This is a genomic window from Gordonia sp. PP30 (genome assembly GCF_023100845.1).
Lineage (GTDB): Bacteria > Actinomycetota > Actinomycetes > Mycobacteriales > Mycobacteriaceae > Gordonia.
Genome location: NZ_CP095864.1, coordinates 912,790 through 939,712, shown reverse-complemented (window position 1 = coordinate 939,712; position 26,923 = coordinate 912,790). Strand labels below are relative to the sequence as shown.

At 70.8% G+C, this 26,923-nt stretch carries 22 protein-coding genes; 6 read left to right on the top strand and 16 right to left on the bottom strand.

Features of this window, described 5'->3' with window-relative positions; all coding sequences use genetic code 11:
* Nucleotide 1: 1 nt before the first annotated feature.
* The 5 genes from MYK68_RS04310 to MYK68_RS04290 all read left to right on the top strand — a co-directional run bounded on the left by MYK68_RS04310 (nt 2) and on the right by MYK68_RS04290 (nt 4,576).
* A complete protein-coding gene (locus tag MYK68_RS04310) occupies nt 2-910 on the top strand; it encodes an ATP-binding cassette domain-containing protein (protein WP_247866483.1) in 909 nt (302 codons plus the stop codon).
* Complete coding sequence (locus MYK68_RS04305; RefSeq protein WP_247866482.1) at nt 907-1,611, top strand: hypothetical protein; 705 nt, start codon at nt 907-909, stop codon at nt 1,609-1,611. Before MYK68_RS04310 ends, MYK68_RS04305 begins: the two co-directional genes overlap by 4 nt.
* A 61-nt stretch (nt 1,612-1,672) precedes the next feature.
* Nucleotides 1,673-2,557 (top strand): endonuclease domain-containing protein, encoded by an 885-nt coding sequence (locus MYK68_RS04300; RefSeq protein WP_247866481.1) that lies wholly within the window; start codon nt 1,673-1,675, stop codon nt 2,555-2,557.
* Between the two features lie 376 nt (nt 2,558-2,933).
* Nucleotides 2,934-4,040 carry a DNA polymerase III subunit beta family protein gene (locus MYK68_RS04295; RefSeq protein ID WP_247866480.1) on the top strand — a complete coding sequence of 369 codons (1,107 nt, stop codon included), beginning with the start codon at nt 2,934-2,936 and terminating at the stop codon, nt 4,038-4,040.
* Complete coding sequence (locus tag MYK68_RS04290) at nt 4,037-4,576, top strand: hypothetical protein (RefSeq protein WP_247866479.1); 540 nt, start codon at nt 4,037-4,039, stop codon at nt 4,574-4,576. The genes MYK68_RS04295 and MYK68_RS04290 overlap by 4 nt, the downstream gene beginning before the upstream one ends.
* 65 nt (nt 4,577-4,641) lie before the next feature.
* On the opposite strand, the gene MYK68_RS04285 is transcribed toward MYK68_RS04290, so the two are convergent.
* From MYK68_RS04285 to MYK68_RS04235, 11 genes are all read right to left on the bottom strand, one after another.
* A complete protein-coding gene (locus tag MYK68_RS04285) occupies nt 4,642-5,388 on the bottom strand; it encodes a sulfite exporter TauE/SafE family protein (RefSeq protein WP_247866478.1) in 747 nt (248 codons plus the stop codon).
* 296 nt (nt 5,389-5,684) lie between these two features.
* Nucleotides 5,685-7,265, bottom strand: a complete 1,581-nt coding sequence (gene purH, locus MYK68_RS04280) for a bifunctional phosphoribosylaminoimidazolecarboxamide formyltransferase/IMP cyclohydrolase (protein WP_247866477.1) — start codon at nt 7,263-7,265, stop codon at nt 5,685-5,687.
* Entirely contained in the window at nt 7,262-7,885 is a 624-nt protein-coding gene (gene purN / locus MYK68_RS04275) for a phosphoribosylglycinamide formyltransferase (RefSeq protein ID WP_371307475.1), read from the bottom strand. The genes purH and purN overlap by 4 nt, the downstream gene beginning before the upstream one ends.
* A gap of 10 nt (nt 7,886-7,895) precedes the next feature.
* On the bottom strand, nt 7,896-9,398 hold the full coding sequence (locus MYK68_RS04270) for a cell division protein PerM (protein WP_247866476.1): 1,503 nt from the start codon (nt 9,396-9,398) through the stop codon (nt 7,896-7,898).
* A 115-nt stretch (nt 9,399-9,513) separates the two neighbouring features.
* Complete coding sequence (locus MYK68_RS04265) at nt 9,514-10,545, bottom strand: DUF5336 domain-containing protein (RefSeq protein WP_247866475.1); 1,032 nt, start codon at nt 10,543-10,545, stop codon at nt 9,514-9,516.
* A gap of 78 nt (nt 10,546-10,623) precedes the next feature.
* On the bottom strand, nt 10,624-12,747 hold the full coding sequence (locus MYK68_RS04260; RefSeq protein ID WP_247866474.1) for an acetoacetate--CoA ligase: 2,124 nt from the start codon (nt 12,745-12,747) through the stop codon (nt 10,624-10,626).
* The gene (locus MYK68_RS04255; protein ID WP_247866473.1) at nt 12,744-14,411 is read right to left on the bottom strand and encodes an AMP-binding protein; all 1,668 of its coding nucleotides are present in this window, start codon (nt 14,409-14,411) and stop codon (nt 12,744-12,746) included. The genes MYK68_RS04260 and MYK68_RS04255 overlap by 4 nt, the downstream gene beginning before the upstream one ends.
* Nucleotides 14,412-14,428: 17 nt before the next feature.
* Nucleotides 14,429-14,929 carry a MaoC family dehydratase gene (locus MYK68_RS04250; RefSeq protein ID WP_247866472.1) on the bottom strand — a complete coding sequence of 167 codons (501 nt, stop codon included), beginning with the start codon at nt 14,927-14,929 and terminating at the stop codon, nt 14,429-14,431.
* Complete coding sequence (locus MYK68_RS04245; RefSeq protein WP_247866471.1) at nt 14,926-16,074, bottom strand: acyl-CoA dehydrogenase family protein; 1,149 nt, start codon at nt 16,072-16,074, stop codon at nt 14,926-14,928. Before MYK68_RS04245 ends, MYK68_RS04250 begins: the two co-directional genes overlap by 4 nt.
* 19 nt (nt 16,075-16,093) lie before the next feature.
* Nucleotides 16,094-18,100 (bottom strand): acetyl/propionyl/methylcrotonyl-CoA carboxylase subunit alpha, encoded by a 2,007-nt coding sequence (locus MYK68_RS04240; protein ID WP_247866470.1) that lies wholly within the window; start codon nt 18,098-18,100, stop codon nt 16,094-16,096.
* Between the two features lie 61 nt (nt 18,101-18,161).
* Nucleotides 18,162-19,742 (bottom strand): carboxyl transferase domain-containing protein, encoded by a 1,581-nt coding sequence (locus MYK68_RS04235; RefSeq protein WP_247866469.1) that lies wholly within the window; start codon nt 19,740-19,742, stop codon nt 18,162-18,164.
* A 241-nt stretch (nt 19,743-19,983) separates the two neighbouring features.
* On the opposite strand from MYK68_RS04235, the gene MYK68_RS04230 reads away from it, so the two are divergent.
* The gene (locus MYK68_RS04230; RefSeq protein ID WP_247866468.1) at nt 19,984-23,508 is read left to right on the top strand and encodes an indolepyruvate ferredoxin oxidoreductase family protein; all 3,525 of its coding nucleotides are present in this window, start codon (nt 19,984-19,986) and stop codon (nt 23,506-23,508) included.
* Between the two features lie 15 nt (nt 23,509-23,523).
* Here MYK68_RS04230 and MYK68_RS04225 read toward each other — a convergent pair whose 3' ends face one another.
* The 5 genes from MYK68_RS04225 to sucD form a co-directional block, all read right to left on the bottom strand.
* Entirely contained in the window at nt 23,524-24,135 is a 612-nt protein-coding gene (locus MYK68_RS04225; RefSeq protein ID WP_247866467.1) for a TetR/AcrR family transcriptional regulator, read from the bottom strand.
* A gap of 14 nt (nt 24,136-24,149) precedes the next feature.
* A complete protein-coding gene (locus MYK68_RS04220; RefSeq protein WP_247866466.1) occupies nt 24,150-24,797 on the bottom strand; it encodes a DUF5336 domain-containing protein in 648 nt (215 codons plus the stop codon).
* Nucleotides 24,794-25,267: an RDD family protein gene (locus tag MYK68_RS04215; RefSeq protein WP_247866465.1), complete on the bottom strand. Its 474-nt coding sequence runs from the start codon at nt 25,265-25,267 to the stop codon at nt 24,794-24,796. Before MYK68_RS04215 ends, MYK68_RS04220 begins: the two co-directional genes overlap by 4 nt.
* Nucleotides 25,264-25,923, bottom strand: coding sequence for a hypothetical protein (locus MYK68_RS04210; protein ID WP_247866464.1), 660 nt, complete (start codon nt 25,921-25,923; stop codon nt 25,264-25,266). Before MYK68_RS04210 ends, MYK68_RS04215 begins: the two co-directional genes overlap by 4 nt.
* 92 nt (nt 25,924-26,015) lie before the next feature.
* Nucleotides 26,016-26,918, bottom strand: coding sequence for a succinate--CoA ligase subunit alpha (gene sucD, locus MYK68_RS04205; RefSeq protein ID WP_247866463.1), 903 nt, complete (start codon nt 26,916-26,918; stop codon nt 26,016-26,018).
* Nucleotides 26,919-26,923: the final 5 nt, after the last annotated feature.

The window sequence follows — 26,923 nt, the reverse complement described above, 5'->3', positions numbered from 1 at the left end:
AATGAGCGCCACCACCGCCGCACCGGCCGTCCGGGTCCGGGGGCTGACCAAGGCCTACGGCGACAAGACCGTCCTGAACGCGATCGATTTCGACATCCCGGAGAACGTGATCTGCGGCCTGTTCGGCCGCAACGGCTCGGGCAAGACCACCATCATGTCGATCCTGACCGCGCAGAACTTCGCCGACTCCGGTCGCGCCGAGATCTTCGGCGAGCGGCCGTACGAGAATCCCCGCGTCCTGCCGCGCATCTGCTTCGTCCGGGAGAGCCAGCGCTACCCCGACGACGCGAAACCGCGACACGCCTTCGCCATCGCGAAGCTGTTCTTCCCGAACTGGAGCGACGACCTCGCCGCGCAGCTGATCGACGACTTCGATCTCCCGATGAACCGGCGCATCAAGAAGCTCTCCCGCGGGCAGCTGTCGGCCGTCGGGGTGATCATCGGACTCGCGTCACGCGCCGACATCACCTTCTTCGACGAGCCCTATCTCGGGCTCGACGCCGTCGCCCGGCAGATCTTCTACGACCGGTTGCTCGCCGACTACGCCGAGCACCCGCGCACGGTGGTGATCTCCAGCCACCTGATCGACGAGATCGCCGACCTGATCGAGCAGGTCCTCGTCGTCGATGACGAGCGGATCGTCGTGAACGAGCCGGTCGAGGACCTGCGCGGACGCGCGGTGACCGTCGTCGGCCCCGAGCCCGCCGTCGACGAGTTCATCGCCGGCCGCGAGGAACTGCACCGCGAACGGCTGGGCTCCGTCACCTCGGCCACCGTCCTCGGCGCGCTGTCCGGCGACGACGAGCGCCGGCTGGCCGCCGCCGGTCTGAGCACCGCACCGGTCTCGCTGCAAGAGCTGGTCGTGCGCCTGACCCAACACCACGACTCCGCGAACGGAGCAGTCCGATGAACCGCACCACCAATGTCGTCCGTATGCAGCTGATGAACCGCCAGACGTTCGTCGGGCTGCCGCTGCTCATCCTGTTCGCGTCGTTCGCGATCACCCTCGCGATCTACGGGATCATCCTGTTCACCGTCCCCGGTCCGGTCGAGCATCCGATGTACAGCGGGGGCACGCAGGCGCCGCTCTGGTACTTCCTGGTGGTCGGCGTGCAGGCGATGAACCTGACCTTCCCGTTCTCCCAGGCGATGAGCGTGACGCGCCGCGAGTTCTTCTCGGGCACCGTGCTGACCGCCGCGGGAACGTCGTTGATCCTGGCCGTCACCTTCGGAATCGGCGGCCTGATCGAGCGGGCCACCGACGGCTGGGGCTTGTCCGGCTACTTCTTCTATCTGCCGTGGATCTGGGCGCACGGCGCCCTGGCCGCCGCCCTGTTCTACTTCGTCGTCGCGATGCTGGCCTTCCTCCTCGGCTTCCTCGGCGCGGTGATCTACAAGCGGTTCGGTCTGCTGTGGCTGCTACTCACCGCGATCGGGCTGGTCGTGGCGCTGGTGATCGCGGCGTTCGCGATCTCGGCGACGCATTCGTGGGCGGGCGTCGGACACGCCCTGGTGCACGCCGACGCGCTGTATGTGGCGCTGATCGCTCTCGGCGTGTGCGCCGTCCTCGCCGGGCTGGGCTACCTCACCCTCCGCCGCGCCGTCCCGTAGCGGACACGCCCGGCACGCCGGCCGTTGGAACCGGATCGGCGCCGCGCGCGTCTAAGTACACATGGGGGATGTCGTATCGGCCGTCGTATCCGTCTCGTCGGCCACCGAATGTCACGGCGGCGCCGTCCACGGCGTGTACTACCGGGACGAGCTGGAAGCGCTCGGAATCGGCGACCGCGAGCGGCGCGAGATGCTCGCGGCCGGTGAGCTCGAGTCGCCGCGCAAGGACTGGTTCGCCGTCCCGGCCCACCACACCACGGTGCACGAGGCGGTCCGGGGCGGCGGCGTCCTGTCGTGTCTGTCGGCGCTGAAGTACTACGGGTTCTGGGTTCCGCCCGGCTACCCGGAGGTGCATGTGCGCCGCGCCCGCGGCGCCGCGAAATACGAGTCGTCGTGCCGGGGTTTCTCCCGGATCGCCGCCGGTCGCACGGCGGTGGATCCGGTGGCGGTCGCCCTGGAATGCGCGGCGCGGTGCATGCGCGAGGAGGACTGGATCGCCGTCTGCGATTCGGTGCAGAATTCACTCGGGGTCTCGGCCGAGATGCTCCGCGCCGAGATGGGCGATCTTCCGCAGCGCGTGCAGGAGTGGTTCGGTCGAACCGACGCCCGTTCTCAGTCGGGCACCGAATCGGTGGTCCGGGTCCGGCTCCGCTCGCTCGGCTACAAGGTGACCGTCCAGCCGCGAATCGACGGTGTGGGCCACACCGATCTCCGTATCGGGCGGCTGGTGATCGAATGCGACGGCCGCCAGTACCACTCGTCGGCCGCCGAGTTCCAAGCCGACCGCACCCGCGACCGGAAGGCCGTGGTCGACGGCTGGATCGTCATTCGGCTCACCTACGACGACGTCCTCTTCGGCTGGGCGGAGGTACTGGAAGACATCCGGGCGATCACCACCAAGGACCGCCACCGATCACGCCGCCCCGCGCAGAACACCGGCCGATAGCGGGCCGCCGAGGGAAGATCGCCGCCCGCGGCCCTGAGACGGCCGATGTTCTGCGAGTACCGCACGCCGCAGCCACGGAAAAGCGGGCGAGCACGCCCGGCCGGCCTCCGAAGACTCGCGACTCCCGCCCGGATAGTCGTTCCGGCTCCCGCTGCGAGGGGGCAGACGGCCGAGACGGGAGCCCGGCGCCACGGCACGGGGTGCCCGATAGTCCAGATCAGCCGGTGGCGAGCAGCGGCCCGCAGAACACCGGCCGATAGCGGGCCGCCGAGGGAAGATCGCCGCCCGCGGCCCTGAGACGGCCGATGTTCTGCGCGCATCGCGGCGACGGCGTTCACGGCGGCCGGGCACGTCCAACGCTTGACCTTCGACCGACGTGAGACCCGACGATGGAGGGGTGATCGACGACGACTACCTGCCGATCGGCGAGTTCGCCCGCCGCACCGGCCTCACCCCCAGCGCACTCCGGTTCTACGCGGACACCGGGGTGCTTCCGCCCGCGCACATCGACGCCGAATCCGGCTACCGGTACTACCTGCCCGATCAGGCCGACCGGGCCGTCCTGCTACGCCGCTTGCGGGAGACCGGAATGTCGTTGCCGGTCTGCACCGCGGCGCTCACCGGTGGACCGGCCGAGACCACCCGGCTGCTCGCCGAGCATTCGGCGGTCGCCGACGCTGAGGCCCGCCGGCGGGCACGAATCGCCGCCGAACTGCTCGGATCGTTCGCGCCTCATCGGACGACCGGGACTGCCACCGTCCGCGGGCCGGCATTCGCGAGTGCGGTCGATCAGGTCCTGACGGCCACCGGCGATGACCCCGCCCACCCGATCCTGCGCGCCGTGCACCTGGAAGCCGGGCCCGATCAGGTGACGTTGACGGCGACCGATCGATACCGGCTCTCGACCCGCACGCTCGTCATGACCGGCACCGGGGAGCAGGCAGATTGGTCGGCAGCTCTGGAGCCCGCGGACCTCTTGCCCGCCCTTCCGGAGATCCGGCGGCGCCCCCGCATCGCGATCTTCCGCGACGACGACGCGGTCTGGGTGCGGAGCCCCGATCAGCCCGCGCATCGGATCGCGGCGATCGACGAGAGGTTCCCGGACCATCGAAGCATGGTCGCCGGTCTTCCCGAACCGGCCACGCGTCTGGTGACTCCGCAGAACCGGCTCCTCGAAGCGCTCGAACGGATCACCGGCCCGGTGTGTCTGCGGATTCTTGGCGATCTGGTGACCGTGGGAGAAGGCGGCGGGGAGCCGACCGCGGCGATCGGCCTCGCCGGGTCGTCGGTGACCGGGGCGGCCGTGACGATCTGGTTCGATCACGCGACCCTCTACCCGGCGATCAGCACCGCCGTCGGCGGCGACCTACTGCTGGACCTGCGCGGCCCGGAACTCCCAGCCACCGTCCGGTCCGCGGACGACGGCGCCCTCACCACGGTGCTGATGCCGATCGCCGCGCCGAGTCCGGGGCACACCCGATGACCGACTCACTCATGTCCGCGATCACCGCCGCGGTCACGGCCGGGCGAGACGGAGACACCGACCATGCGCGCACTGCCCTGCTGGCGATCTGGAACCGGACCCCCACGCCGGAGGCCGGGTACCGGTGCGTGCTGGCCCACTACCTGGCCGACCTGTACGACCATCCCACCGAGGCACTGATCTGGGACACCCGCGCGCTCGACGCCGCTCACGATCTGACCGACGCGGAGCTGTCGTCGATCCTCTCCGGCGGCACCGTCGCGGCGCTGCGGCCCTCCCTGCACCTCAATCTCGCGGACCAGCTGCGCAGGCTCGGGGCCTTCGACGGCGCGGCGGAACACGTCGCCGCGGCGCGCACTCACCTGTCGGCACTGGCCGCCGACTCGTACGGGGAGTGGATCCGCGCGCTCGGCGAGCAGGTGGCGGCGGTCGCGGCCCGCGATTCCGCTCCGCTGCGGTCGTCGGCCGATCCGACGGCGGCGAGCAGCGTCGCGCCGGAGCGTGCCACGCCCGGACCGGCGGGTGGGCCGCCGTAGCCGGGGGATTCGTCGTACCCGGGGGATTCGTCGTGCGGGGGCACCCTGAGCAAGGGGCTCGGCGGTCAGTGAATGGCGAGCCAGACGGCCAGACCCAGGCCGCCGACCCCGATCGCGATCCGCAGCGGGGTGGCCGGGAGGCGGGCGACGATCGGCGGGCCGGCCCAGCCGCCGAGGAGGCAGCCGAGGCCCATCGCGAGCGCCGCACCCCAGTGGACGTGCGAGAACACGATGAACAGGGCGGCCGCGACGGCGTTCGCGACGCCCAGGAGCGCCGACTTCAGGAGGGTGGCGCGCCACAGCGGCATCGCGGACAGCACCATCGCGAGCGCCACGAACATCACGCCGGCGCCCGCGCCGAAGTAGCCGCCGTAGATCGAGACTGCGAAGACGCCGAGCAGCCACCAGCCGGGATGGCTCACGCGCTCCCCCATCCGGGCGCGCAGCCGCGGCTGGAGCAGCAGGGCGATCGAGGCGAGCGCCACCAGGTACGGCACCACGACCTCGAACACGGTGTCCGGAGAGGCGAGCAGCACCACCGCGCCGACGCCGCCACCGGCGAGCGCCACCAGCACCGCGCGGACGAGCGCCGGGGCGTCGCCGTCCTCGACCAGTACCCGGCCGGATTTGGCGAAACTCCCCACACCGACCGCCACCATCGCCACCGTGTTGGTCACGTTGGCGACGATCGGTGGCAGGCCGGCCGCGAGCAGCGCCGGATAGCTGATGATCGAGGCCAGACCGGTGACGTAGCCGACGACGCCCGCGGCGAACCCGGCCGCGAACAGGAGTGCGACGTCGGCGAGGGTCATGTGGACTTCGATTCTAGAAGCTGCGTTTCGACACGATCTCGGCTAGCGCCTCGATCGGCGGGGCGGGCTATCGGGGGGTCACTTCGCTCCTCACCGGCGGGGCGGGCTGCGGCGAAGCGGCCGGGTCGGCAGCGGGGCGGGCTGTTGTTTACCGCCCTTTGAGCCGACCCGAGGCGCCAGCCGAGGGGCGAGTCGAAAAGACCCGCTGACGGGCGCGTTTCGACACGGTTCGTCTCTTCGTTTCTCACCGGCGGGGCGGACCGGCGGGCGCGGAGCGGCCGGGCGGGCGACGACCGTCAGTGGGCGAAGTGGCGGGCGCCGGTGAAGTACATGGTGATCCCGGCGGCCTGGGCGGCTTCGATCACCTCGCTGTCGCGGACGCTGCCACCGGGCTGGACGACGGCGCGGACGCCGGCATCGATCAGCACCTGCAGGCCGTCCGGGAACGGGAAGAAGGCATCGGACGACGCCACCGAGCCGGCGGCGCGGTCGCCCGCGCGCTGCACCGCGAGGTGCGCCGAGTCGACCCGATTCACCTGGCCCATGCCGACGCCGACGGAGGCACCGCCGGACGCCAGCAGGATCGCGTTCGACTTCACCGCACGACCGGCCCGCCACGCGAAGTCGAGATCGGCGAGCGTCTGCTCGTCCGCGGGCTCGCCGGACGCCAGGGTCCAGTTCGCCACGGCGTCGCCCTCGGCGTCGAGCACGTCGCGGGCCTGCAGCAGAACGCCGCCGGAGACCGGGCGCAGCTCCAGGCCGGTCGCGGCCGGCGGGGTGGCGATCAGGATGCGCAGGTTCTTCTTGCGGGTCAGCACCTCGACGGCACCGTCCGCGTACGACGGGGCGATGATCACCTCGGTGAAGATGTCGGCGACCTGCTCGGCCATCTCGACGCTCACCTCGCGGTTCGCGGCGATCACGCCGCCGTAGGCGCTCACCGGGTCGCAGGCGTGCGCCTTGCGGTGCGCCTCCGCGATGTCGTCGCCGATCGCGATGCCGCAGGGATTGGCGTGCTTGATGATCGCGACGGCGGGGGCATCGAAGTCGAAGGCGGCGCGCCAGGCGGCGTCGCCGTCGGTGTAGTTGTTGAACGACATCTCCTTGCCGCCCAGCTGCTGCGCCTGCGCCAGGCCCGGCGCACCCGCGTTGTTCACGTACAGCGCGGCCGGCTGGTGCGGGTTCTCGCCGTAGCGGAGGACCGCGGAGCGATCCCAGGTGGCACCGGCCCACACCGGGAAATCACTGTCCCCGGCCGGCGCGACGACGCTGCTCATCCAGGAGGCGACGGCCACGTCGTAGTCGGCGGTGTGGCGGAACGCCTTGGCGGCCAGCGCCTTGCGGTCGTTCAGCGAGAACCCGCCGGCGGCCACGGCCTCGGCGACGCGGGAGTAATCGGCCGGGTCGACGACGACGGCCACCGAGGGGTGGTTCTTCGCGGCGGCCCGCACCATCGACGGTCCGCCGATGTCGATCTGTTCCACGCACTCGTCCGGCGATGCCCCGGAGGCGACGGTCGCGGTGAACGGGTACAGGTTGACGCAGACCAGCTCGAACGGCTTGATGTCGAGGTCGGCGAGCTGGGCGAGGTGGTCGTCCTTGCGGGTGTCGGCGAGGACACCGGCGTGCACCCGCGGATGCAGCGTCTTGACGCGGCCCTCGAGGCATTCCGGGAAGCCGGTCAGCTCGCTGACCTCCACCACCGGCACGCCCGCGGCCGCGATGGTCTTCGCGGTAGACCCGGTGGAGACGATCTCGACCCCGGCGGCCGCCAGCGCGGTGGCGAGCTCGGTGAGGCCGGTCTTGTCGTAGACGCTGATCAGAGCGCGCCGGATGGGCCGCTGTCCGCTGCCGTCCGTCGAAGTGCCTGCGTTCACGGGATGTATGCCTTTCGTCCATCGGTGACCACGCCGCGGGTCACCACCGCCTCCACCACCGTCGGCAGAAGCTCACGTTCGGTGGTCTTGATGCGCTCGTGCAGCGATTCGACCGTATCGCCGGTCCGGACCTCGACCACGCCCTGCGCCAGGATCGGGCCGGTGTCCACACCGCCGTCGACCAGGTGCACGGTGCACCCGGTGACCTTGACGCCGTAGGCCAGCGCGTCGGCGACGCCGTGCGCACCGGGGAACGCCGGCAGCAGCGCCGGATGAGAGTTCAGGACTCGCGCGGCATAGGCGCCGAGGAATGCCGGGCCGAGGATCTTCATGAAGCCGGCGGCGACGATCCACTCCGGGGCGTACTCGGCGACCCGCTCGCGCAGGGCCCGGTCCCAGGCCTCGCGATCGGCATAGTCGCCGACCTCGCAGCGCACCACCGGCACTCCGGCGGCCTCCGCGATCCCGATCGCCGGGCAGTCCCGGTCGACCACCAGGGCCGCGACCGTGAACGACGACGACGGCCGCTCCGCGAACGCCAGCAGCGCCGCCAGCAGCGAACCGGTGCCCGAGGCCATCGCCACGACGGGCGTGCGGGTCGATCCGGGGCTGCTGGTCACTCCCAACAGGTTAGTGCCCGGGACCGTCGCGGCGGCGATCGGGGGCGATACGGAGTTCCGCGGTGACCTCGGCGTCGTCCTGGTCGCCGGGGTGCCCGGCCGCGGCGCCGCGCCCGGGACCGCCGGAATCGTCGGCGGAGAGCTCCTCGTCGCCGTCGAAGTCCGGGTCGGGGTCGGGGTCTGGGTCGAAGTCTGGGTCGACAGCATCGAGATCATCGTCCGGCATGTCGTAGTCGGCGTCCGGGTCGTCGATGATCTCCAGGTCGGCGAACTCCTCGGAGGCCAGCAGCTCGTCGAGGTCGAAGTCGGCGACGTGGCGACGGCGCGGCGAGGGCAGCAGACCACCGGCGGCGGCCCCGACGCCGGCCACCACCGCCCCGGTGACCGCGATCCAGGCGAACGCGTACACCCCGGCGAGCGGGGCGCTGACGCCGACGCGGCCGAGTTCGCCCGCCCCGCCGGAGGCCAGCGCGCACGACAGCACGATCAGCGCCGCGCACACGGCGGCGGCCACTCCGACGGCGCGCAGATGCTTGACGAGGTCGACGCTGCGGCAGTACCAGCCGACCAGCAGACCGATGGCGACGGGCAGGACGAACACGAGTGCGCCGATCCCGCCCAGGCTGTGCCCGGGCAGGATCCCCAGGATCGGCAGCGGCGGCACGGTACCCGGCGCGACGCTCAGCGCGTCGACCGTGGCGGTGCCCGCCTGGGCGGTGGCCCCGACCGAGATGCCGAGCGCGCCGATGATCACGTTGGGCAGGTAGAGGATCGAGAGCAGGGTGAGCCCGAGGTAGCCGTCGAACGAATGGCCCTCCCCGATCAGGAGCCCGATCCGGCCCCATTCGGCGACGATCCCGGCGGCCACCAGCACCCCGCCTCCGGCGAACAGGCCGAGGAAGGCGAGCAGTCCGGCGCGGGCACCGACGCGATCGGTGACGGGGAACTCGTACACGTCGAAGAGCGGTTGCAGGCAGCGGCGGCCGACCCCGATCGCCACGCCGATCAGCTGCACGGCCAGCGTGTGGCCGAACGCCGGGAGCGGCGCGGCCTGGCCGATCGACGACACCGCGGCGCCGTCGGCGACGACGGCCAGCGCCAGCGCGGTCCACAGCAGCGGGCCGGCGAGCGCGGCCGCGGCGATGCTGGCGACCTCGTGCAGCGTCTCCACCTCGCGCGATGCCCGCGCCGTGACCACCGCGGCCGCGGCGATCATCGCCAGCGTCGGCACCAGCGGCAGCACTCCGACGGTGACCCCGCCGATGGTCAGCGGCACCTGGTTCACCGCCAGCCATGCCGCGGCGGTCTGCGCGCCGATCCCGCCGAACGACCCGCCCGCGAGGAATTTGGTCACCGTCACCGCCAGCGCCAGGAGCACGGTGGTGACGGCCGGGACCAGGAGCGCGACCTTCAGCAGATCCCAGGTGGCCGCGCGGACCGGCTGACGCTCGGCACGACGGTTCACCCGTCCCTGCCGGAGTCGGGTCGCCAACGATTCGGTGGTGGAAGCCATCACCTTCGAGGGTGGCACGACCGCCCGGCTCGCCGTCCGTGGCGCGCCGCGCGTACCCGAAATGTGATCGAGGGGCCCGCGAGCATGTGCTCACGGGCCCCTCGATCGACCGCTGTCAGTTGTCGGACGGCTTCTCGTCCGAGCCTTCCGCCGTGTTGAACACGGTGGTCTCCGAGCCGCCGGCGGCACCGGGATCCGAGCCGGGCGTCGGCAGCGGGTTGTACGTGGTGGCCGAGGAATCGGCCGCCGGGCCGTCGCCGTACGAGGGCGACGAACCGTGCGACGGCGCCGAGCCGTAGGACGGGGACGAACCGTAGGACGGCGACGAACCGTACGACGACGGCGCCGAGCCACCGGTGTGCGAGCCGTAGCCGGAGCCGGACTGCTGCTCACCGTAGGAGTACGACGGCGCGGCCGGGGCCGCCGGGGCGGCGGACTGTTCACCGTAGGAGTACGACGGGGCCGCGGCGGCCGGAGCCTCGGCCGCGGGGGCGACCGGCGCGGCGGCCGGGGCCGGGGCGCGCTTGACGAACTCGGCCTCGATCAGCAGCCAGAACACCGACACGGCGGCACCCAGGATCGTGAAGATCAGCAGCAGGATCGCGCCGGCGCCCTTGCTGATGTCGGCACCGTCGTAGCTGAAGACGCCGTCGCTGGCCGCGAACTGGAAGATGGTGATGAGTGCGGCCACGACGGACAGCGCGCTCACGGTCGCCGCGTAGTGCTTGGTGGCGCCGACCAGCAGGCTCAGCAACGCCATCACGCCGGCCACGGCGAACAGCGACCACGGAGTGGCGAACTCGGTGGAAAAGACCTTGACCGAGTCCGAACCGCGGCCGGAACTGCTGTCACTGGTGTACCCGGACAGGAAGCCGCAGAAGAGCATGATGACGCCGAGTGCGCCGACCACACCCGCAAGTATGGTGCCGATGTTGTGCGGTAGGCCCTGCGACGGCGGCTTGGGCGCCTGGTACTGCTGCGGCGCACCGTACTGCTGACCGTACTGGTCCTGGCCGTACTGGGCCTGCGGCGCGGTGCCGTACTGCTGCTGACCGTACTGGGGCTGCGGCGCGCCGCCGTACTGCTGCTGGCCGTACTGACCGGCGTCGCCCTGACCGTAGCTCGGTCCCGACTGCGGATACGTCATGAAGCATCTCCTGGTAGTAGTTCGCCGACCACGCTAATACAGGAGCACCCCGGGCCGCACGGTCCGGGGTGCGGCCCACTACCAGGCGTGGACGGCGCCGCGCTCGCGATACCAGTCGATCAGCGACGGATCGTCCACCGACTTCGGGTCCACGTTCACGTTGTCCCGGCCGGCCAGAATCGCGGTGACCGGAACCTCCAGCTTCTTACCGGTACGGGTGTGCGGGATGCCGGGCGCGACGATGATCTCGTCCGGCACGTGCCGCGGCGACAGGCGCGTCCGTACCTCACCCGCCACTCGGGCGATCAGCTCGTCGGTCAGCTCGGCGCCGGGCACCAGGGTCACGAACATCGGCATCCAGTACGCGCCGTCGGGGCCGTCGACACCGACGACGAAGGCCTCGGCGATCTCGTCGATCCCCTCGACCACCTCGTAGATGTCGGCCGAACCCATCCGGATGCCGTGCCGGTTCAGCGTCGCATCGCTGCGCCCGTGGATGATCAGCGAGCCGCGGTCGGTGAGCGTCACCCAGTCGCCGTGCCGCCAGACGGGGGCTTCGACAAGGGGTTCCTGAGCGGAGTCGAAGGGCTCAGCCGGCGACGAGGACTCCCAGACGTGGTCGAAGTACGCGGCGCGATACCGGGACTGATCGTCGTCGTTCCAGAAACGCACCGGCATCGACGGCATCGGCTTGGTGACGACGAGTTCGCCGACCTCGCCGATCAGCGGCTGCGCATCCGGCGACCAGCTGGCCAGGGCGACGCCGAGATGGCGCACCGACAACTCCCCGGCGACGACCGGGACGCCGACGCTGCCACCGGCGAACGCACTGACGATGTCGGTGCCGCCGCTGATCGACGAGATCGGCAGGTCCTCGCGCACGTTGGCATACACCCACTCGAACAGGTCACCCGGAAGTGTCGAGCCGGTGCTGCCGAGCATGCGCAGCGCCGTCAGATCGTGGTCGCGACCCGGAACCAGTCCCGCCTTGCGGGAGGCGTTGAGCTGACCGGGGCTGGTGCCGAACAGGGTGACCCGCTCGTCGGCCACGATCTGCCACAGCCGGTCGGCGTCCGGGTACAGCGGCGAACCGCTGTAGGTGACGATGGTCGAACCCGCCAGCAGACCGGCCACCTGGAAGTTCCACATCATCCAGCTCAGCGCGGTCTGCCAGAAGAAGACGGATTCCTCGTCCAGGCCGGAATGCAGCGCCGTCTCCTTGAGATGCTCCACCAGCACCCCGGCGTGCCCGTGCACGATGCCCTTCGGCCGGCCGGTGGTGCCCGAGGAGAAGAGGACCCAAAGCGGGTGGTCGGCGGCCACCTTGACCGTGGTCAGGGGGCGGGCCGTGTCGGCGGCGGCGTCGTGCCAGGAGGTCGTCGAGGGGGTCGTTTCGATCCTTCGACCTCGTGTCGTCGCAAGCTCCGCCACGAGCTCAGGAACCACACGGCCGGGCCCTAGCGGGCCCGTCCGGCTCAACGGGCTGTTGGGATCGCCCCGCCCCTTGAGCCGGTCCGAGGCGCTAGCCGAGGACCGTGTCGAAAGGTCGACCTGGATGTGCAGGACCAGGTCGTCCAGCAGCGATGCCAGCTCGGCGCTGTCGGCGCGCTTGTCGACGTCCTTCCCGTTCCAGCGGTAGCCGGCGCAGGTAAAGAGGGCCTTCGGCCGCAGCTGGGCGAGGCGCCCCGCCGCGCCCTCGGGGGCGTAATCCTGCCCGCATCCCGACCAGACCGCGCCGAGCGAGGCCGTCGCCAGGAAGGCGATCACCGTTTCGGGGATGTTCGGCAGGTAGGCGGCGACCACATCGCCCTCGCCGATCCCGGCGTCCGACAGGGTGCCGGCGACGGCCGCGACCAGCCCGGGCAGCTCCCGCCAGGCGATCTCGGTGCGCCGGCCGTCCTCGTCGAGCCCGACGATCGCGGTCCCGTCACGATCACACCGGGCCGCCACCGCGTCGGCGTAGTTGAGTCGCGCCCCCGGAAACCAGCTCGCGCCCGGCATCCGGGCATCGGCGAGCACCGCGACGTCGCCCGGCGCGAGAGGTTCGGCGGCGATCTCGTCGAGCCCGAAGAAGTCCCACACCGCGCGCCAGAAACCCGGCAGATCGTCGACGGAGTACTGCCAGAGCTCGTCGTATGTCGCGAACGTGCGCCCCGTCCGTTCCTCGCAGAAGGCGGTGAAACGGTCATAGGGGGTCGTCATGAATCATCCATTCCCAGTAATTCGATCGCCTGCGCGCGCATCTCGACCTTGCGGATCTTGCCGGTCACCGTCATCGGGAACGACTCCACGATGTGCACGTACCGGGGGATCTTATGCCGGGTGATCTGGCCTTCGGCGAAGGTCCGCAGATCCTCCACGGTGATCTGCGCCGCCCCCTCGCGCAGCCGGATCCAGGCCATCAGCTCCTCGCCGTACTTCTCGTCTGGCACACCGATCACCTGCACGTCGACGATGTCCGGATGGGTGTAGAAGAACTCCTCCACCTCGCGCGGGTAGATGTTCTCGCCGCCGCGGATCACCATGTCCTTGATGCGCCCGGTGATGCGGACGTAGCCGTCGTCCTGCATCACGGCGAGGTCGCCGGTGTGCATCCAGCCCTCGGCGTCGATCGCGTCGGCGGTCTTGTCCGGCTCGTTCCAGTAGCCGAGCATCACCGAGTAGCCGCGGGTGCAGAACTCGCCGGTGCCGCCGCGCGGCAGCGTCTCACCGGACATCGGGTCGACGACCTTGATCTCCAGGTGCGGTCCCACCCGGCCGACGGTGCTCACGCGCAGGTCCAGTTCGTCGTCCATCCGGGTCTGCGTCGACACCGGGCTGGTCTCGGTCATGCCGTAACAGATCGACACCTGCGCCATATGCATCTCGCCGATCACCCGCCGCATCACGGCCTCCGGGCACGGCGACCCGGCCATGATCCCGGTACGCAGCGACGACAGGTCGTACGACGCGCCCGAATCGAGGAGATCCAGCTCCGCGATGAACATCGTCGGCACCCCGTACAGGCTGGTGCAGCGGTACTTCTCGACGGCCGCGAGGGTGGCCGCCGGATCGAACGCCGGCGCCGGAATCACCATCGCGCTGCCGTGCGCGATCGCCGCCAGATTCGCCATCACCATGCCGAAGCAGTGGTAGTAAGGCACCGGCGTACAGATCCGGTCGGCCTCGGTGTACTCGAGCAGGTGACCGACCAGATAGCCGTTGTTGCCGATGTTGTGGTGCGAGAGGGTGACGCCCTTCGGGTTGCCGGTGGTCCCCGAGGTGTACTGGATGTTGATCGGATCGCTCGCCCGCAGACCGGCCGCGACCTCATCGAGTTCGGCCAGCTCGGCGCCGGTGGGCTCACCGAGCAATTCCGTGAAGTCCGGCGACTCGAACACCCGAACGTCGCGCAGTTCCGGCAACTCGCCGCGGACGTCGTCGAGCATCTGCGCGTACTCCGAGGTGCGGAAGCTGCGCGCGGCGAAGACCACCGAGGTACCCGACTGCGCGAGGGCGTAGGCCACCTCGTGCCGCCGGTACGACGGGTTGAGCACCACCAGGATCACCCCGGCCTCGGCCGCGGCGAACTGGGTGAGCACCCACTCCCAGCGGTTCGGGGACCACAGTCCGAGGCGGTCCCCCGGTGCCAGACCGAGCCGCCGCAGCCCGGCGGCGAGCGCCCGGACCTGCGCACGGAACTCGCGATAGGTCCACTGCCGGTCCGCCTCGGCGGAACTCGGCCCGCTCGCTTCGTTCCCGGCGCCGGCGTCGATCAGCGCGACGGCGTCCGGATACCGCTCGGCGGTGGCGGCCAGGGTGGCCCCGATGGTGCACTCGAGCAGCGGCGGGGTGTCCTCTCCGCGCGCGTACGACGGTTCGGTCATGACGGTTCCTCCTGGGACTATCCGGGCAGATCGGGACTGCGACGAACGAGCGTGGAACGGGCGGCGCGGGCGACGATCACGCCGTCCTGATTGCGCCCGATGTGGGTCAGGTTCACGATGCCCTCGCCCGGCCGGGACGACGACACGCGCTTGCCGGTGCATTCGGTCTCCGCATACAGCGTGTCCCCGGCGAAGAGCGGCTTGGGAAAGGCGACCTCCGAGAAGCCGAGGTTCGCCACCAGGGTGCCCTGCGTCAGCTGGGACACCGACAGCCCGACGATCATCGAGAAGGTCATCATCGAGTTGATCAGGCGCTGACCGCCGAAGCCCGGCTGCTGTGCCGACCACGCGGCGTCCAGGTGCAGCGCCTGGGTGTTCATGGTCAGCGTGGTGAACAGGACGTTGTCGGCCTCGGTGAGGGTCCGGCCTGGGCGGTGTTCGTAGACCGTGCCGATCTCGAACTCCTCGAACCACAGTCCCCGCTGGACGACGTGGCGGCGCTCGCCCTCCCCGCTCATGCCGGAAGTCCCAGCGACCGCGCGATCAGCATCAACTGCACCTCGGTGGTGCCCTCGCCGATCTCCAGGATCTTGGAGTCCCGGTAGTGCCGCGAGACCGTGTACTCATTCATGAAGCCGTAGCCGCCGTGGATCTGCGTCGCCATCCGCGCGTTGTCCATGGCCGCCTCCGACGACACCATCTTGGCGATGGCCGCCTCCTTCTTGAACGGCTTGCCCGCCAGCATCTTGGCGGCCGCGTCGTAGTAGGCGGTGCGGGCGGTGTGCGCGCGGGCCTCCATCCGGGCGATCGCGAACGAGATGGTCTGGTACTCGTTGATCGGCCTGCCGAACGACTTGCGCTCGGCCGCGTACTTGATGCACTCGTCCACGCAGCCCTGCGCGACGCCGGTGGCGACGCCGGCGATCGCGATGCGGCCCTCGTCGAGGATGGACAGGAAGTTCGCGTAGCCGCGTCCGCGCGTGCCGAGCAGGTTCTCCCGCGGCACCCGGGCGTCGGTGAAGCTCAGCGGATGGGTGTCGGACGCGTGCCAGCCGACCTTGTCGTAGGCCGGTTCGGCGACGAAGCCGGGCGTCCCGGCCGGCACGATGATGGTGGAGATCTCCTTCTTGCCGTCGTCCCGCGTGCCGGTGACGGCGGTGACGGTGACCAGCGAGGTGATGTCGGTGCCCGAGTTGGTGATGAACTGCTTGGCGCCGTTGATCACCCAGTCCGGGCCGTCCTCGACGGCGGTGGTGGCCGTCGCTCCGGCGTCGCTGCCCGCGCCCGGTTCGGTGAGGCCGAAGCCGGCCAGCCGGCGGCCCGCGACGAGGTCGGGCAGCCAGGTCTCCTTCTGCTCGGCGGTGCCGAACTTGAAGATCGGCATGGCGCCCAGACCGACGCCGGCCTCGACCGTCATCGCCACCGACTGGTCCACCTTGGCCAGTTCTTCCAGGGCCAGCGCGAGGGCGAAGTAGTCGCCGCCCATGCCGCCGTACTCCTCCGGGAAGGGCAGGCCGAACAGGCCCATCTCGCCCATCTGCTTCACGACCTCGTACGGGAAGGTCTTGTTCTTGTCGTGCTCGTACGACACCGGCGCCACGACCTGCTGCGCGAAGTCGCGCACGCTGCCGATCAGATCGGTGTACTCCTGGCTCAGTTCCATCGTCGAATTGCTCTCTCGCTCACTCGTTCTGGTCGGTGGTCACGTGTGCGAGCACCTGCTGGGCGTCGACCTTCTGGCCGGCCGACACCGTGAGCTGCGCGACACCGTCGACCGGGGCCCGCAGCGTGTGTTCCATCTTCATCGCCTCGACGACGACCAATGGATCGCCGGCCGCGACGGTCTGCCCGGTGGTCGCGGGCACGGCGACCACGGTGCCCGGCATCGGGCTGCGCACGTCACCGGCCGCGGCATCGTCGTCCGACGACGCCAGCGTGTGTGCCGGCGTCATCACCCAGGTGCCGTCCTCGCCGCACACCCAGCGCTGCGCGCCGAGCTGCTGCACCACCCAGGGTTCGGCGATCGGGCCGCAGCGCACCGTTACGGCGTGTCCGGCGCCGGGTTCGAGGTAGACGGCACCGGACCAGAGCGGCTCGTCGTCGGCCGTGATGGTGGCGGCGGCCTCCAGGGTCCACACCGTCGAGGCGCTGACCTGTGCGGACACCGTGTACCGGCGGCCGCCGCAGAGCAGCCGGGTGACGATCGGCGACGGCGCACCGATCCGGAAGGCGACGGCGCTGCTCCACAGGTCGTCGGCGGTGCCGAGGTCGAGGGCACCGAGAGCGCCGGCGACCAGCGCGGCCGGGGTCGGTACCGGAGCGGCGTAGTCGATGACGAGCCGGTCGAGGAGTTCGGTGTCGAGCTCGGCGCTGCGCACCGCGGGCTGAGCCAGCACGAAGCGACAGAAGTCGACATTGGTGCCGACCCCGGTCAGCACGGTCCGCGCCAGGGCCTCGTCGAGGCGGTCGAGCGCCTCGGCGCGGTCGGTGCCGTGGCAGATCACCTTGGCCAGCATGGGGTCGTAGTCGGTGCCGATCACCGAGCCCTGCTCGATACCGGAGTCGATGCGGACGTTTCCGCGGGGCGAGGAGGGCGCCGTCGGCCAGCGGAGGGTGCCGACGGTGCCGCCGGTGGGGAGGAAGCCCGCCGCCGGGTCCTCCGCGTACACCCGCGCCTCCACCGCGTGGCCGGTGAGCACCACGTCGTCCTGAGCGATCGCCAGCGGCTCCCCCCGGGCGACACGGATCTGCTGCTCCACCAGGTCGATGCCGGTCACCATCTCGGTCACCGGATGCTCCACCTGCAGGCGGGTGTTCATCTCCATGAAGTAGAAGTCGTCGGGTGCGGTGGCCGAGACGATGAACTCGACGGTGCCCGCGCCGGTGTAGCCGACACTGCGCGCGGCGTCGCACGCGGCCTGCCCGATACGGGCGCGGGTCTCGGGGGTGAGCAGCGCCGACGGCGCCTCCTCGATCACCTTCTGGTGGCGCCGCTGCAGCGAGCATTCGCGCTCGCCGAGATGGATCACGGTGCCGTGGGTGTCGGCGAGCACCTGCACCTCGATGTGCCGCGGGGTGGCGACGAAGTGTTCCAGGAACAGGGTGTCGTCGCCGAACGCCGAACCGGCCTCCCGCCGGGCGGTGACCAGGGCGGCGGGCAACTCGGCGGGGTCGTCGACGCGGTGCATGCCCTTGCCGCCGCCGCCGGCGCTGGGCTTGATGAGGACCGGGAACCCGATCTCCGGGGCGGCCGCGATCAGCTCGTCGTCGGTGAGCCCGGGCCGCGACAGCCCGGGCACGACGGGCACGCCGCGAGCGGTGACGGCGGCGCGGGCGGTGATCTTGTCGCCCATGGTGGCGATCGCCGCGGCGGGCGGGCCGATGAAGACGATCCCCGCGTCGGCCAGTGCCGCCGCGAAGTCCTGGTTCTCCGACAGGAAGCCGTAGCCGGGGTGGACCGCGTCGGCGCCGGTCGCCCGCGCCGCGTCGACCACCTTCGCGATGTCGAGGTAGCTCTGTGCGGCCGGCGCCGGGCCGAGCCGCACCGCGACATCGGCGGCCCGCACGTGCGGAGCCTGCGCGTCGGCGTCGGAGTAGACGGCGATCGACCGGATTCCCATGTCGCGCAGGGTGTCGATCACCCGGCAGGCGATCTCGCCGCGGTTGGCGACGAGGACGGAAGAAATCACCGACGCTCCTAGAGCTTGCCCTGCATTGAGCTTGTCGAAATGTCGAAAGGTAGTCATCTGCTCACATCCTGAAGACGCCGTTGTTGACCGGCGACAGCGGCGCGTAACGGCATGCTTCCAGCGCCAGGCCGAGCACGGTCCGGGTGTCGGCGGGATCGATGATCCCGTCGTCCCACAGCCGCGCGGTGGAGTAGTACGCGTCCGACTGTTCCTCGAACTGCCGGCGGATCGGTTCCTTGAAGGCCTCTTCGTCCTGCGCCGACCACTCCTGGCCGGAGCGTTCGACCCCGCCGCGTCGCACCGTCGCGAGGGTGTCGGCGGCCTGCGGGCCGCCCATCACCGAGATCCGCGCGTTGGGCCACATCCAGAGGAAGCGCGGCGAGTACGCACGGCCGCACATCGAGTAGTTGCCCGCCCCGAACGACCCGCCGATCATCACCGTCAGCTTCGGCACGCGGGCGCAGGCGACGGCGGTGACCATCTTGGCGCCGTTCTTGGCGATGCCGCCCTCCTCGTACTGCCGGCCGACCATGAAGCCGGTGATGTTCTGCAGGAAGATCAGCGGGATGGACCGGCGGTCGCACAGCTCGATGAAGTGGGCGCCCTTCTGCGCGGACTCGGAGAACAGCACACCGTTGTTGGCGACGATGCCGACCGGATGCCCGTGCAGGTGCGCGAAGGCGGTGACCAGCGAAGTGCCGTAGTTCGCCTTGAACTCGGTGTACTCGCCGGCGTCGACCAGCGTGGTGATCACCTCGCGCACGTCGTACGGGATGCGCGGGTCGGTCGGCACCACGTCGTACAGCGAGGTCTGCGGCCGGATCGGGTCGCGGGTCTCGGCGGTGTCCCACTGCGCCGGGTCACGCGGGCCGAAGGTCGCGACGATCTCGCGGACCTTCGCCAGGGCCTGCTCGTCGTTGTCGACGAGGTGATCGGTGACGCCGGAGACCGACGAGTGCATGGTGCCGCCGCCGAGGTCCTCGGCGGTGACGTCCTCGCCGGTGGCCGCCTTCACCAGCGGCGGGCCGGCCAGGAAGATGGTGCCCTGGTTCTTGACGATCACGTTCTCGTCGCTCATCGCCGGGACGTAGGCGCCGCCGGCGGTGGATGACCCGAGGACGGCGGAGATCTGCGGGATGCCCGCGGCGCTCATGGTGGCCTGGTTGAAGAAGATCCGGCCGAAGTGGTCGCGGTCGGGGAACACGTCGTCCTGGTTGAGCAGCATGGCGCCGCCGGAATCGACGAGGTAGATGCACGGCAGCCGGTTGGCGGCGGCGATCTCCTGGGCGCGCAGGTGCTTCTTGACCGTCACCGGGTAGTAGGTGCCGCCGGAGACCGTCGCATCGTTGGCGACGACCATGCACTCGCGGCCGTGGATGCGGCCGATCCCGGCGACCACCCCGGCGGCGGGCGCTTTGCCGTCGTACATGCCGAACGCGGCGAGCGGGGCGACCTCGAGAAACGGCGAGCCGGGATCGAGCAGCCCGTCGATGCGGTCCCGGGGCAGCAGCTTGCCGCGGGCGAGGTGCCGGTCCCGCGCCTTGGCGCCGCCGCCGGCCGCCGACGCGGCCAGCCGCTCGCGCAGAAGTCCGACGTTGGCGCGATGCTGCGCCGCCGGCTCGCGATTCTCCACGGTCGTCATCGACTCCCTTTCAGTTATCGAAGATTAACTGAATGTGACCGTACGGCACCGGCGCCGTCCTGTCACCCGATCCCGCCAGATCCGCCGAACATTCACCCTTCCGTGACGTCCGTCACTTCTCCTCGTATCCTAGGTGTGGGGTCGCACAACCACCGCGGCCCCGAAAACCCGCTCGCGGCGTCGCGGCACCCGTCACCCCGGGGACCGGCACCACCGAGCCGACACGAAGGTTGGGCACCCCATGACCATCGCCGATCACCGTGCCTCCGGCACCGGCCTCCCCTCCCCCGCGACCGGCCGGACCGGCGCTTTCTCGCTCGACGACCGCTATACCGCGGAGTCCGGCACCGTCTATCTCACCGGCATCCAGGCCCTGGTCCGGATGGTTCGCGACCGCGCGATCGCCGATCGCCGAAGCGGCCTGCGGACCGCGTCGTTCCTGTCCGGCTACGAGGGCTCACCGCTCGCCGGATACGACCTGGAGATCGCCCGCCGCGCCGCCTGCCTCACCCCGTACGACGTGGTGCACCGGCCCGCGGTCAACGAGGAACTCGCCGCCACCTCGGTGATGGGCTCGCAGCTGGCCGCCCGCGTCGGGACCCTGGCTCCCGCCCCGGACGGGGCGCCGCGCGACGGCATCGTCGGCTACTGGTACGGCAAGGCGCCCGGTCTGGACCGCGCGACCGACGCCCTGCGCCACGCGAACATCATCGGCACCTCGCCCACCGGCGGCGCGGTGGCCCTGGTCGGCGACGACCCCGGCGCCAAGAGCTCGACGGTCCCGTGCGCCTCCGAGATGGCGCTCGCCGACCTCTACCTGCCGATCCTCTACCCGGCCGACAGCGCCGACATCCTCGACTTCGGCATCCACGCCGCCCAGATGAGCCGCGTCTCGGGCCTCTGGACCTCGCTCAAGATCTCGGCGCACGTCGCCGACGGCGCATCGACCGCGGTGGTCGACGCCGACCGGTTCACCATCGATCTCGGCGGCCTCGGCAGCAGCCCGCACGTGCCGAGCGGCCGGCTCCTCGGCGCCAGTCTGATGGAACTGGAGCAGAACCAGCTCACCACCCGGATGCCGCGGGCCGTCGAATACGCGCGGCTCAACGGCCTCAACCGGATCGTCGCCCGCTCCGGCGACGATCGCATCGGCATCGTCGCCGCGGGCAAGACCTATCTCGACGTCCGCGAGGCCCTCCGACACCTCGGCATCGACGACGACGATCTCGCGCGGCTGGGCATCCGGATCCTCAAACTCGGCATGGTCTATCCGCTGGAGCAGAGCATCGTGGAGACCTTCATCGACGGGCTCGCCGAGGTGATCGTCGTCGAGGAGAAGCGCGACTTCGTGGAGACGATGCTGCGCGACAACCTGTTCGGCCGCTCGCGGCTACCGGCGATCGTCGGCAAGTCGCACGAGGACGGTTCCACCCTCTTCTCCCGGTTCGGCGAGCTCGACGTCGACGCGGTGACCCGCGGCCTCGCCGAGCGTCTGGGCCGGCGGCACCGGATCGAGCCGGCCCGGCGCTGGCTGGAACGACACACCGCGCGCGGCTCCCGGATCACGCTGCCGCTGGCGGTGCGCTCGCCGTACTTCTGCTCCGGCTGCCCGCACAACAGCTCCACCCCGGTCGCACCGGACACCCTGGTCGGCGCAGGCATCGGCTGCCACGCGATGGTGCTGCTGATGGATCCGGCGCAGGTCGGCGACGTGGCCGGGGTGACCCAGATGGGCGGCGAGGGCGCGCAGTGGCTGGGCATGGCGCCGTTCGTGCAGGAGCGGCACTTCGTGCAGAACATCGGCGACGGGACCTTCGCGCACTCCGGTTCACTCGCGCTGCGCGCGGCCGTCGCCGCCGGGGCGAACATCACCTACAAACTGCTCTACAACGGCACCGTCGCGATGACCGGCGGCCAGGATCCGGTCGGCGAGATGAGCCTGCCGCAGCTGGTCACCCTGCTGCGCGCCGAGCGGGTCGCCCGCGTGGTGGTCACCTCCGACGACCCGGCCCGCACCCGCAAGTCGCTGGGCAAGACCGCGGCGCAGGTCCGGCACCGTGACGACCTGCTCGACGTCCAGCGTGAGCTGGCCGCCACCGAAGGCGTGACCGTGCTGATCCACGACCAGGAGTGCGCGGCGCAGAAGCGGCGCAAGCGCAAGAGGGGGACGGCGTCGACCCCGGCGACCCGGGTGATGATCAACGAGCGGATCTGCGAGGGCTGCGGCGATTGCGGCGCGAAGTCGAACTGCCTGTCGGTGCACCCGGTGCCCACCGAGTTCGGCCGTAAGACGCGGATCGACCAGAGTTCGTGCAACCTCGACTACTCGTGCCTGGACGGCGACTGCCCGGCGTTCGTCACCGTCACCCCGGCGCCCCGCCGGGCGCGGCGCGCCGCCGCCCTGGCCGACACCGTACTCCCCGCGCCGCCGACGGCACCGGCCGATTCGGGCACCTTCACCATCCGCGTCACCGGCATCGGCGGCACCGGCGTGGTGACCGTCTCGCAGGTGCTGGCCACCGCGGCCGTGCTCGATGGCCTGGATGCCCGCACCGTCGACATGACCGGCCTCGCCCAGAAGGGCGGCGCGGTGGTGAGCGACCTGAAACTCTCGCGCACCCGCGTCGAGCAGGCCGCGAAGGTGGCCACCGGCGACTGCGACCTCTATCTCGCCTGCGATCAGCTGGTCGGCGCCGATCCGGTGAACCTCAAGGTCGCCTCCGTCGCCAAGACCACCGCGGTGGTCTCCACCGCGCAGGTCCCGACCGGCGCGATGGTGTCCGACAGCGCCGTCGTCTTCCCGGAGGCGCCGCGGGTGCGGTCGGCGATCGACGCCGAGGTGTCGCGCTCGGTGTATCTGAACGCGGCCCGGCTCGCCGAGGAACTGTTCGACGACGAGCAGTTCGCCAACATGCTGATGGTGGGCGCCGCATATCAGGCGGGCGCGCTGCCGATCTCGGCCGCCGCCGTGGAGCGGGCGATCGAACTCAACGGCGTCGCCGTGGAGGCGAACGTGCAGGCGTTCCGGCGCGGGCGGCAGGTGCTCGCCGATCCGGACGAGCTGGCGCAGGCCGCGCACGGCCACGCCGCTGTCCCCGCGTATCGGCCCAGCCCCGGGGCGCTGCGCGCGGCGGCCGGGCTGATCGGGGCCGGCGACGAGACGCGCGAGGTCGTCGCCCGCCGGTACGACGAACTGGTCACCTACCAGGACGAGGCCTATGCGCGGGAGTTCGCGTCGTACGTCGGCGGCATCTCCGAGCGCGTCGGCGACGACCGGCTCACCGCGGCGGCGGCCCGCAACCTGTACAAGCTGATGGCCTACAAGGACGAGTACGAGGTGGCCCGGCTGACTCGCGATGCCGGGTTCGCGGCGCAGGTGGCCGAGCAGTTCGGCGACGGCGCCGCGACGGCCGTCCGCCTGCACCCGCCGGTGTTGCGCGAGCTGGGGATGCGCAAGAAGCTGGCGGTCGGCCGCTGGGGCCGCCCCGGGCTGCGCGGACTGGAGTCGCTGAAGCGGCTGCGGGGCACCCGGTTCGATCCGTTCGGCCACACGCAGGTCCGCCGGACCGAGCGCGCGCTGATCGGCGAGTACCGGGCGGCGCTGGATCGGGTGGTCGCCGGCCTGGGCGAGCACCCCTCGGCCGCGCAGCTCGAGCAGGCGGTCGCCGTCGCGGAACTGCCCGATCTGGTGCGGGGTTACGAGGGGATCAAACTCGCGAACGTCGAACGCTTCCGCGCCGAACTGACCCGGCTGACCGAGGTCTGAGACTTCGGTGACGCCTCAGTCGACGAGGAGGGCCGCCAGCGCCATGTCGGTCAGGAGCGCGGCCAGCCGGGTCACGTCGAACGGCGGCAACCGCGGTGACGAGTTGAGGAGGCCGAAGGTCGCGTGCGCCCGGACCCGGGCCTCCTCGGCCGGCAGTGCACGTCCGGCCGCGGCGGCGGCGTCGACCAGCACCGACACCCAGGTCTCCACGTAGCGGCGCTGCAGCGTGCGGACGCGGTGGCGCGCGTCGGCGCTCAGCGAGTGCAGGTCCCGGTCCTGAATCGCGATCAGGTCCGGCTTGGTGACCAGCACGTCGATGTGGAATTCGACCAGCCGGCGCAGCACCTCGTCCGGGGAGCCGCCGCGGGCCACCACCTCGTCGCCCCCGGTCTGCAGCCGCTCGCTGATGTCGAGCAGCAGCTCGTCGAGGACGTCGTTCTTGGACGAGAAGTGCCGGTACATGGCCGGACCGCTGATGCCGACCTCCGCGCCGATGTCCTCCAGGCGCACGGCGACGAAGCCGCGGCGCGCCATTTGGCGCGCCGCGGCCGCGAGGAGTTCACCGCGCCGCGCGGCCTTGGCCTGACCTCGGCGGGTGGTGGGAGCCGGCTGCGTCGTCTCGCTCACCGGACGGACACGGCCTAACTCTCCGAACGTCCGTCGACGATCACGGCCGCACCGATCAGCGCCAGCTGCAGCGAACCCAGGACCAGCGAGACGATGGCGCCCGCGCCCAGGCTGATGAACGACGGCAGGCCGAGCGCGCAGGCCAGCAGGCCCAGCCATGCCAGCACCACTAGGGCGGCGACGTGCGGCAGGTACCGGCGCCACTTCGGCACCAGGAACGCGAACGACGCGACGCCCGCGGCACCGAGGAAGAGCAGGAAGTAGCCGGGGGTGAACACCATGGTGAGGAACGCCGGGATACCCACCTGATTGCTGTTGTCGTCGGCCCAGCGGCTGGCCTTCTGCTCGATGCTGTCGTCGATCGTGACCCACGACAAGAAGCCCATGATGTAGGTGAGCACACCGAAGACCGCCGACCCGAGGGACAGCTTGTACGGCAGCGGCAGCTGCGTGAAGAAGTTCGGGACCGGCTGCTGCGGCGCGCCGTACTGCGTGGGCGGGCCGGTGTACGGGCCGGTCGGCGGGCCGTACGGGCCGGTGGCCGGCGGGCCGTAGGGGCCCGACGGCGGGTACGGACCGGCGACCGTCGGCGGCGGGTCCTGCGGCGCGGGACCCCACTGCGTGGGACCCCCTTGCGGGCCGTAATTCGGATTCTCTGTCATGCCGGTATTGAACCACTGACCGGCGAATGATCGGGCAGGACGTCGTGCGTGTAGACCACTCGGGTGAAGCACACCAGGTCCGACAGGGACCAGCGCCGGGGCGAGACCACCACCCAGAACAGGCCCACCGGGACGAAGGCGCTCAGTGCGGCCCGGCCGAGTGCCCGCACCAGCTTCGGCTTGCGGCCGGTCCCCCGGCTCACCACCGCGACTCCCATCACGAGCTGGCCGAAGGTGCGGCCGAACGCCGCCCACGACAGCGTCAGGTAGGCGATGGCGATCGCGATGAACGACGTGGTGCCCCAGACCCAGGCGTAGTCGGGCAGGGTGAACGCCCGCACGCTGAGCACCAGCCGGACCAGGGCGATCGCCAGATAGACGCCGACCTGGAAGCCGAGGACCACCAGGCCGTCGATCATCGCCGCCACGAAGCGGCTGACGATCCCGGCGTTACGCAGCTCGGCCGTCACGGCGCGTCACGCTGCTGCGGATCGGCGGTCTTGCGGCGCAGAATGCGTCCGACGAACTGGTCCACCTTGTCGTCGGCCCGCTCGCTGCCGCTGCGCACGTCGGTGATCATCTCGGTGGTCACCGATGAGCTGGCCTCCCGGACGATGTTGTTCAGGTCGATGCCGTCGACCACCGTGGCGGCGACGCCGACCAGGTCGGTGCGGTGAAGCACGGCATCGATGTCGACGCCCTCCAGGACCCGGTTGAGGTCGATCGCGGTGATCACCGGTTCCAGTTCGAGCGCCGCGACCGCCGGGTTCAGGTCGAGCCCGGCGATCATCTGGTTGAGGTCCACGTCGGCCAGCAGCGCGTTCAGGTCGACGTCGGCCAGCAGCGCGTTGAGGTCCACCTGCCGCAGCAGCGCGTTCAGGTCGACCGAGGCCAGCAGCCGGTCGAGGTCGACCGAGCGGAGCAGCACCGAGGTCAGATCGGTCTCCGAGACGTACCCGAAGATCTCGTCGAGCACCGCGTGCAGGACGGTCCGGGGTACAGCGGCCACCGTCGACACGACCTGTCGCGGTACGGCCAGCGCGGCCGCGGCGAGCGCGTCGACCGGGCCACCGATCACCGGCAGCCGCGACAGCGGTCCGTCACCGCGGCGCATCACCTCGTTCACCCGCTCATTATGCCCCGGCACCGCCGCGAATACACCGCGCCCCGGAGACCGTGGCGGTCTCCGGGGCGCGGTGAGCGGTACGAGTGCGGGATCTACAGGTTCTCGAAGATCTCGCGGGCCAGGCGGGCGGTCTCGCTCGGCGTCTTGCCGACCTTGACACCGGCGGCCTCGAGGGCCTCCTTCTTGGCCTGCGCGGTGCCCGAGCTGCCGGACACGATGGCGCCGGCGTGACCCATGGTCTTGCCCTCGGGTGCGGTGAAGCCCGCGACGTAGCCGACGACCGGCTTGGAGACGTTCTCCTGGATGTACGCGGCGGCACGCTCCTCGGCGTCGCCGCCGATCTCACCGATCATCACGATGACCTTGGTCTCCGGATCGGCCTCGAAGGCCTCGATCGCGTCGATGTGAGTGGTGCCGATGACCGGGTCGCCGCCGATGCCGATGGCGGTGGAGAAGCCGAGGTCACGCAGCTCGTACATCATCTGGTAGGTCAGGGTGCCGGACTTGGAGACCAGTCCGATCGGGCCCTTGCCGGTGATGTTGTTCGGCGTGATGCCCACCAGGGCCTCGCCCGGCGTGATGACGCCCGGGCAGTTGGGGCCGATGATGCGGGTCTTGGCGCCCTTGTCCTTGTTGTAGGCCCACGCGTACGCGGTGTCCTGGACCGGGATGCCCTCGGTGATGACCACGAGCAGCGGGATCTCCGCGTCCACGGCCTCGATGATGGCGTCCTTCGAGAAGGCCGGCGGCACGAAGGCGATCGAGGTGTCGGCCCCGGTCTTCTCCATGGCCTCGGCGACGCTGCCGAAGACCGGCAGCTCGATCTCGCGGCCGGCGGCGTCGAGGTGCTTGACGGTGGTCCCGGCCTTGCGGGCGTTGACGCCGCCCACGATGTTGGTGCCGGCCTTGAGCATCAGAGCGGTGTGCTTGGTGCCCTCGCCGCCGGTGATGCCCTGGACGATGACCTTGTTGTCTCGATTGAGGTAGATCGACATGTGTT

Coding starts and splice junctions, on each gene's coding strand:
- MYK68_RS04310 (WP_247866483.1), top strand. CDS start 2: ATGAGCGCCACCACCGCCGCACCGGCCGTCCGGGTCCGGGGGCTGACC.
- MYK68_RS04305 (WP_247866482.1), top strand. CDS start 907: ATGAACCGCACCACCAATGTCGTCCGTATGCAGCTGATGAACCGCCAG.
- MYK68_RS04300 (WP_247866481.1), top strand. CDS start 1,673: ATGGGGGATGTCGTATCGGCCGTCGTATCCGTCTCGTCGGCCACCGAA.
- MYK68_RS04290 (WP_247866479.1), top strand. CDS start 4,037: ATGACCGACTCACTCATGTCCGCGATCACCGCCGCGGTCACGGCCGGG.
- MYK68_RS04285 (WP_247866478.1), bottom strand. CDS start 5,388: ATGACCCTCGCCGACGTCGCACTCCTGTTCGCGGCCGGGTTCGCCGCG.
- MYK68_RS04270 (WP_247866476.1), bottom strand. CDS start 9,398: ATGGCTTCCACCACCGAATCGTTGGCGACCCGACTCCGGCAGGGACGG.
- MYK68_RS04265 (WP_247866475.1), bottom strand. CDS start 10,545: ATGACGTATCCGCAGTCGGGACCGAGCTACGGTCAGGGCGACGCCGGT.
- MYK68_RS04260 (WP_247866474.1), bottom strand. CDS start 12,747: ATGACGACCCCCTATGACCGTTTCACCGCCTTCTGCGAGGAACGGACG.
- MYK68_RS04255 (WP_247866473.1), bottom strand. CDS start 14,411: ATGACCGAACCGTCGTACGCGCGCGGAGAGGACACCCCGCCGCTGCTC.
- MYK68_RS04250 (WP_247866472.1), bottom strand. CDS start 14,929: ATGAGCGGGGAGGGCGAGCGCCGCCACGTCGTCCAGCGGGGACTGTGG.
- MYK68_RS04245 (WP_247866471.1), bottom strand. CDS start 16,074: ATGGAACTGAGCCAGGAGTACACCGATCTGATCGGCAGCGTGCGCGAC.
- MYK68_RS04235 (WP_247866469.1), bottom strand. CDS start 19,742: ATGACGACCGTGGAGAATCGCGAGCCGGCGGCGCAGCATCGCGCCAAC.
- MYK68_RS04230 (WP_247866468.1), top strand. CDS start 19,984: ATGACCATCGCCGATCACCGTGCCTCCGGCACCGGCCTCCCCTCCCCC.
- MYK68_RS04220 (WP_247866466.1), bottom strand. CDS start 24,797: ATGACAGAGAATCCGAATTACGGCCCGCAAGGGGGTCCCACGCAGTGG.
- sucD (WP_247866463.1), bottom strand. CDS start 26,918: ATGTCGATCTACCTCAATCGAGACAACAAGGTCATCGTCCAGGGCATC.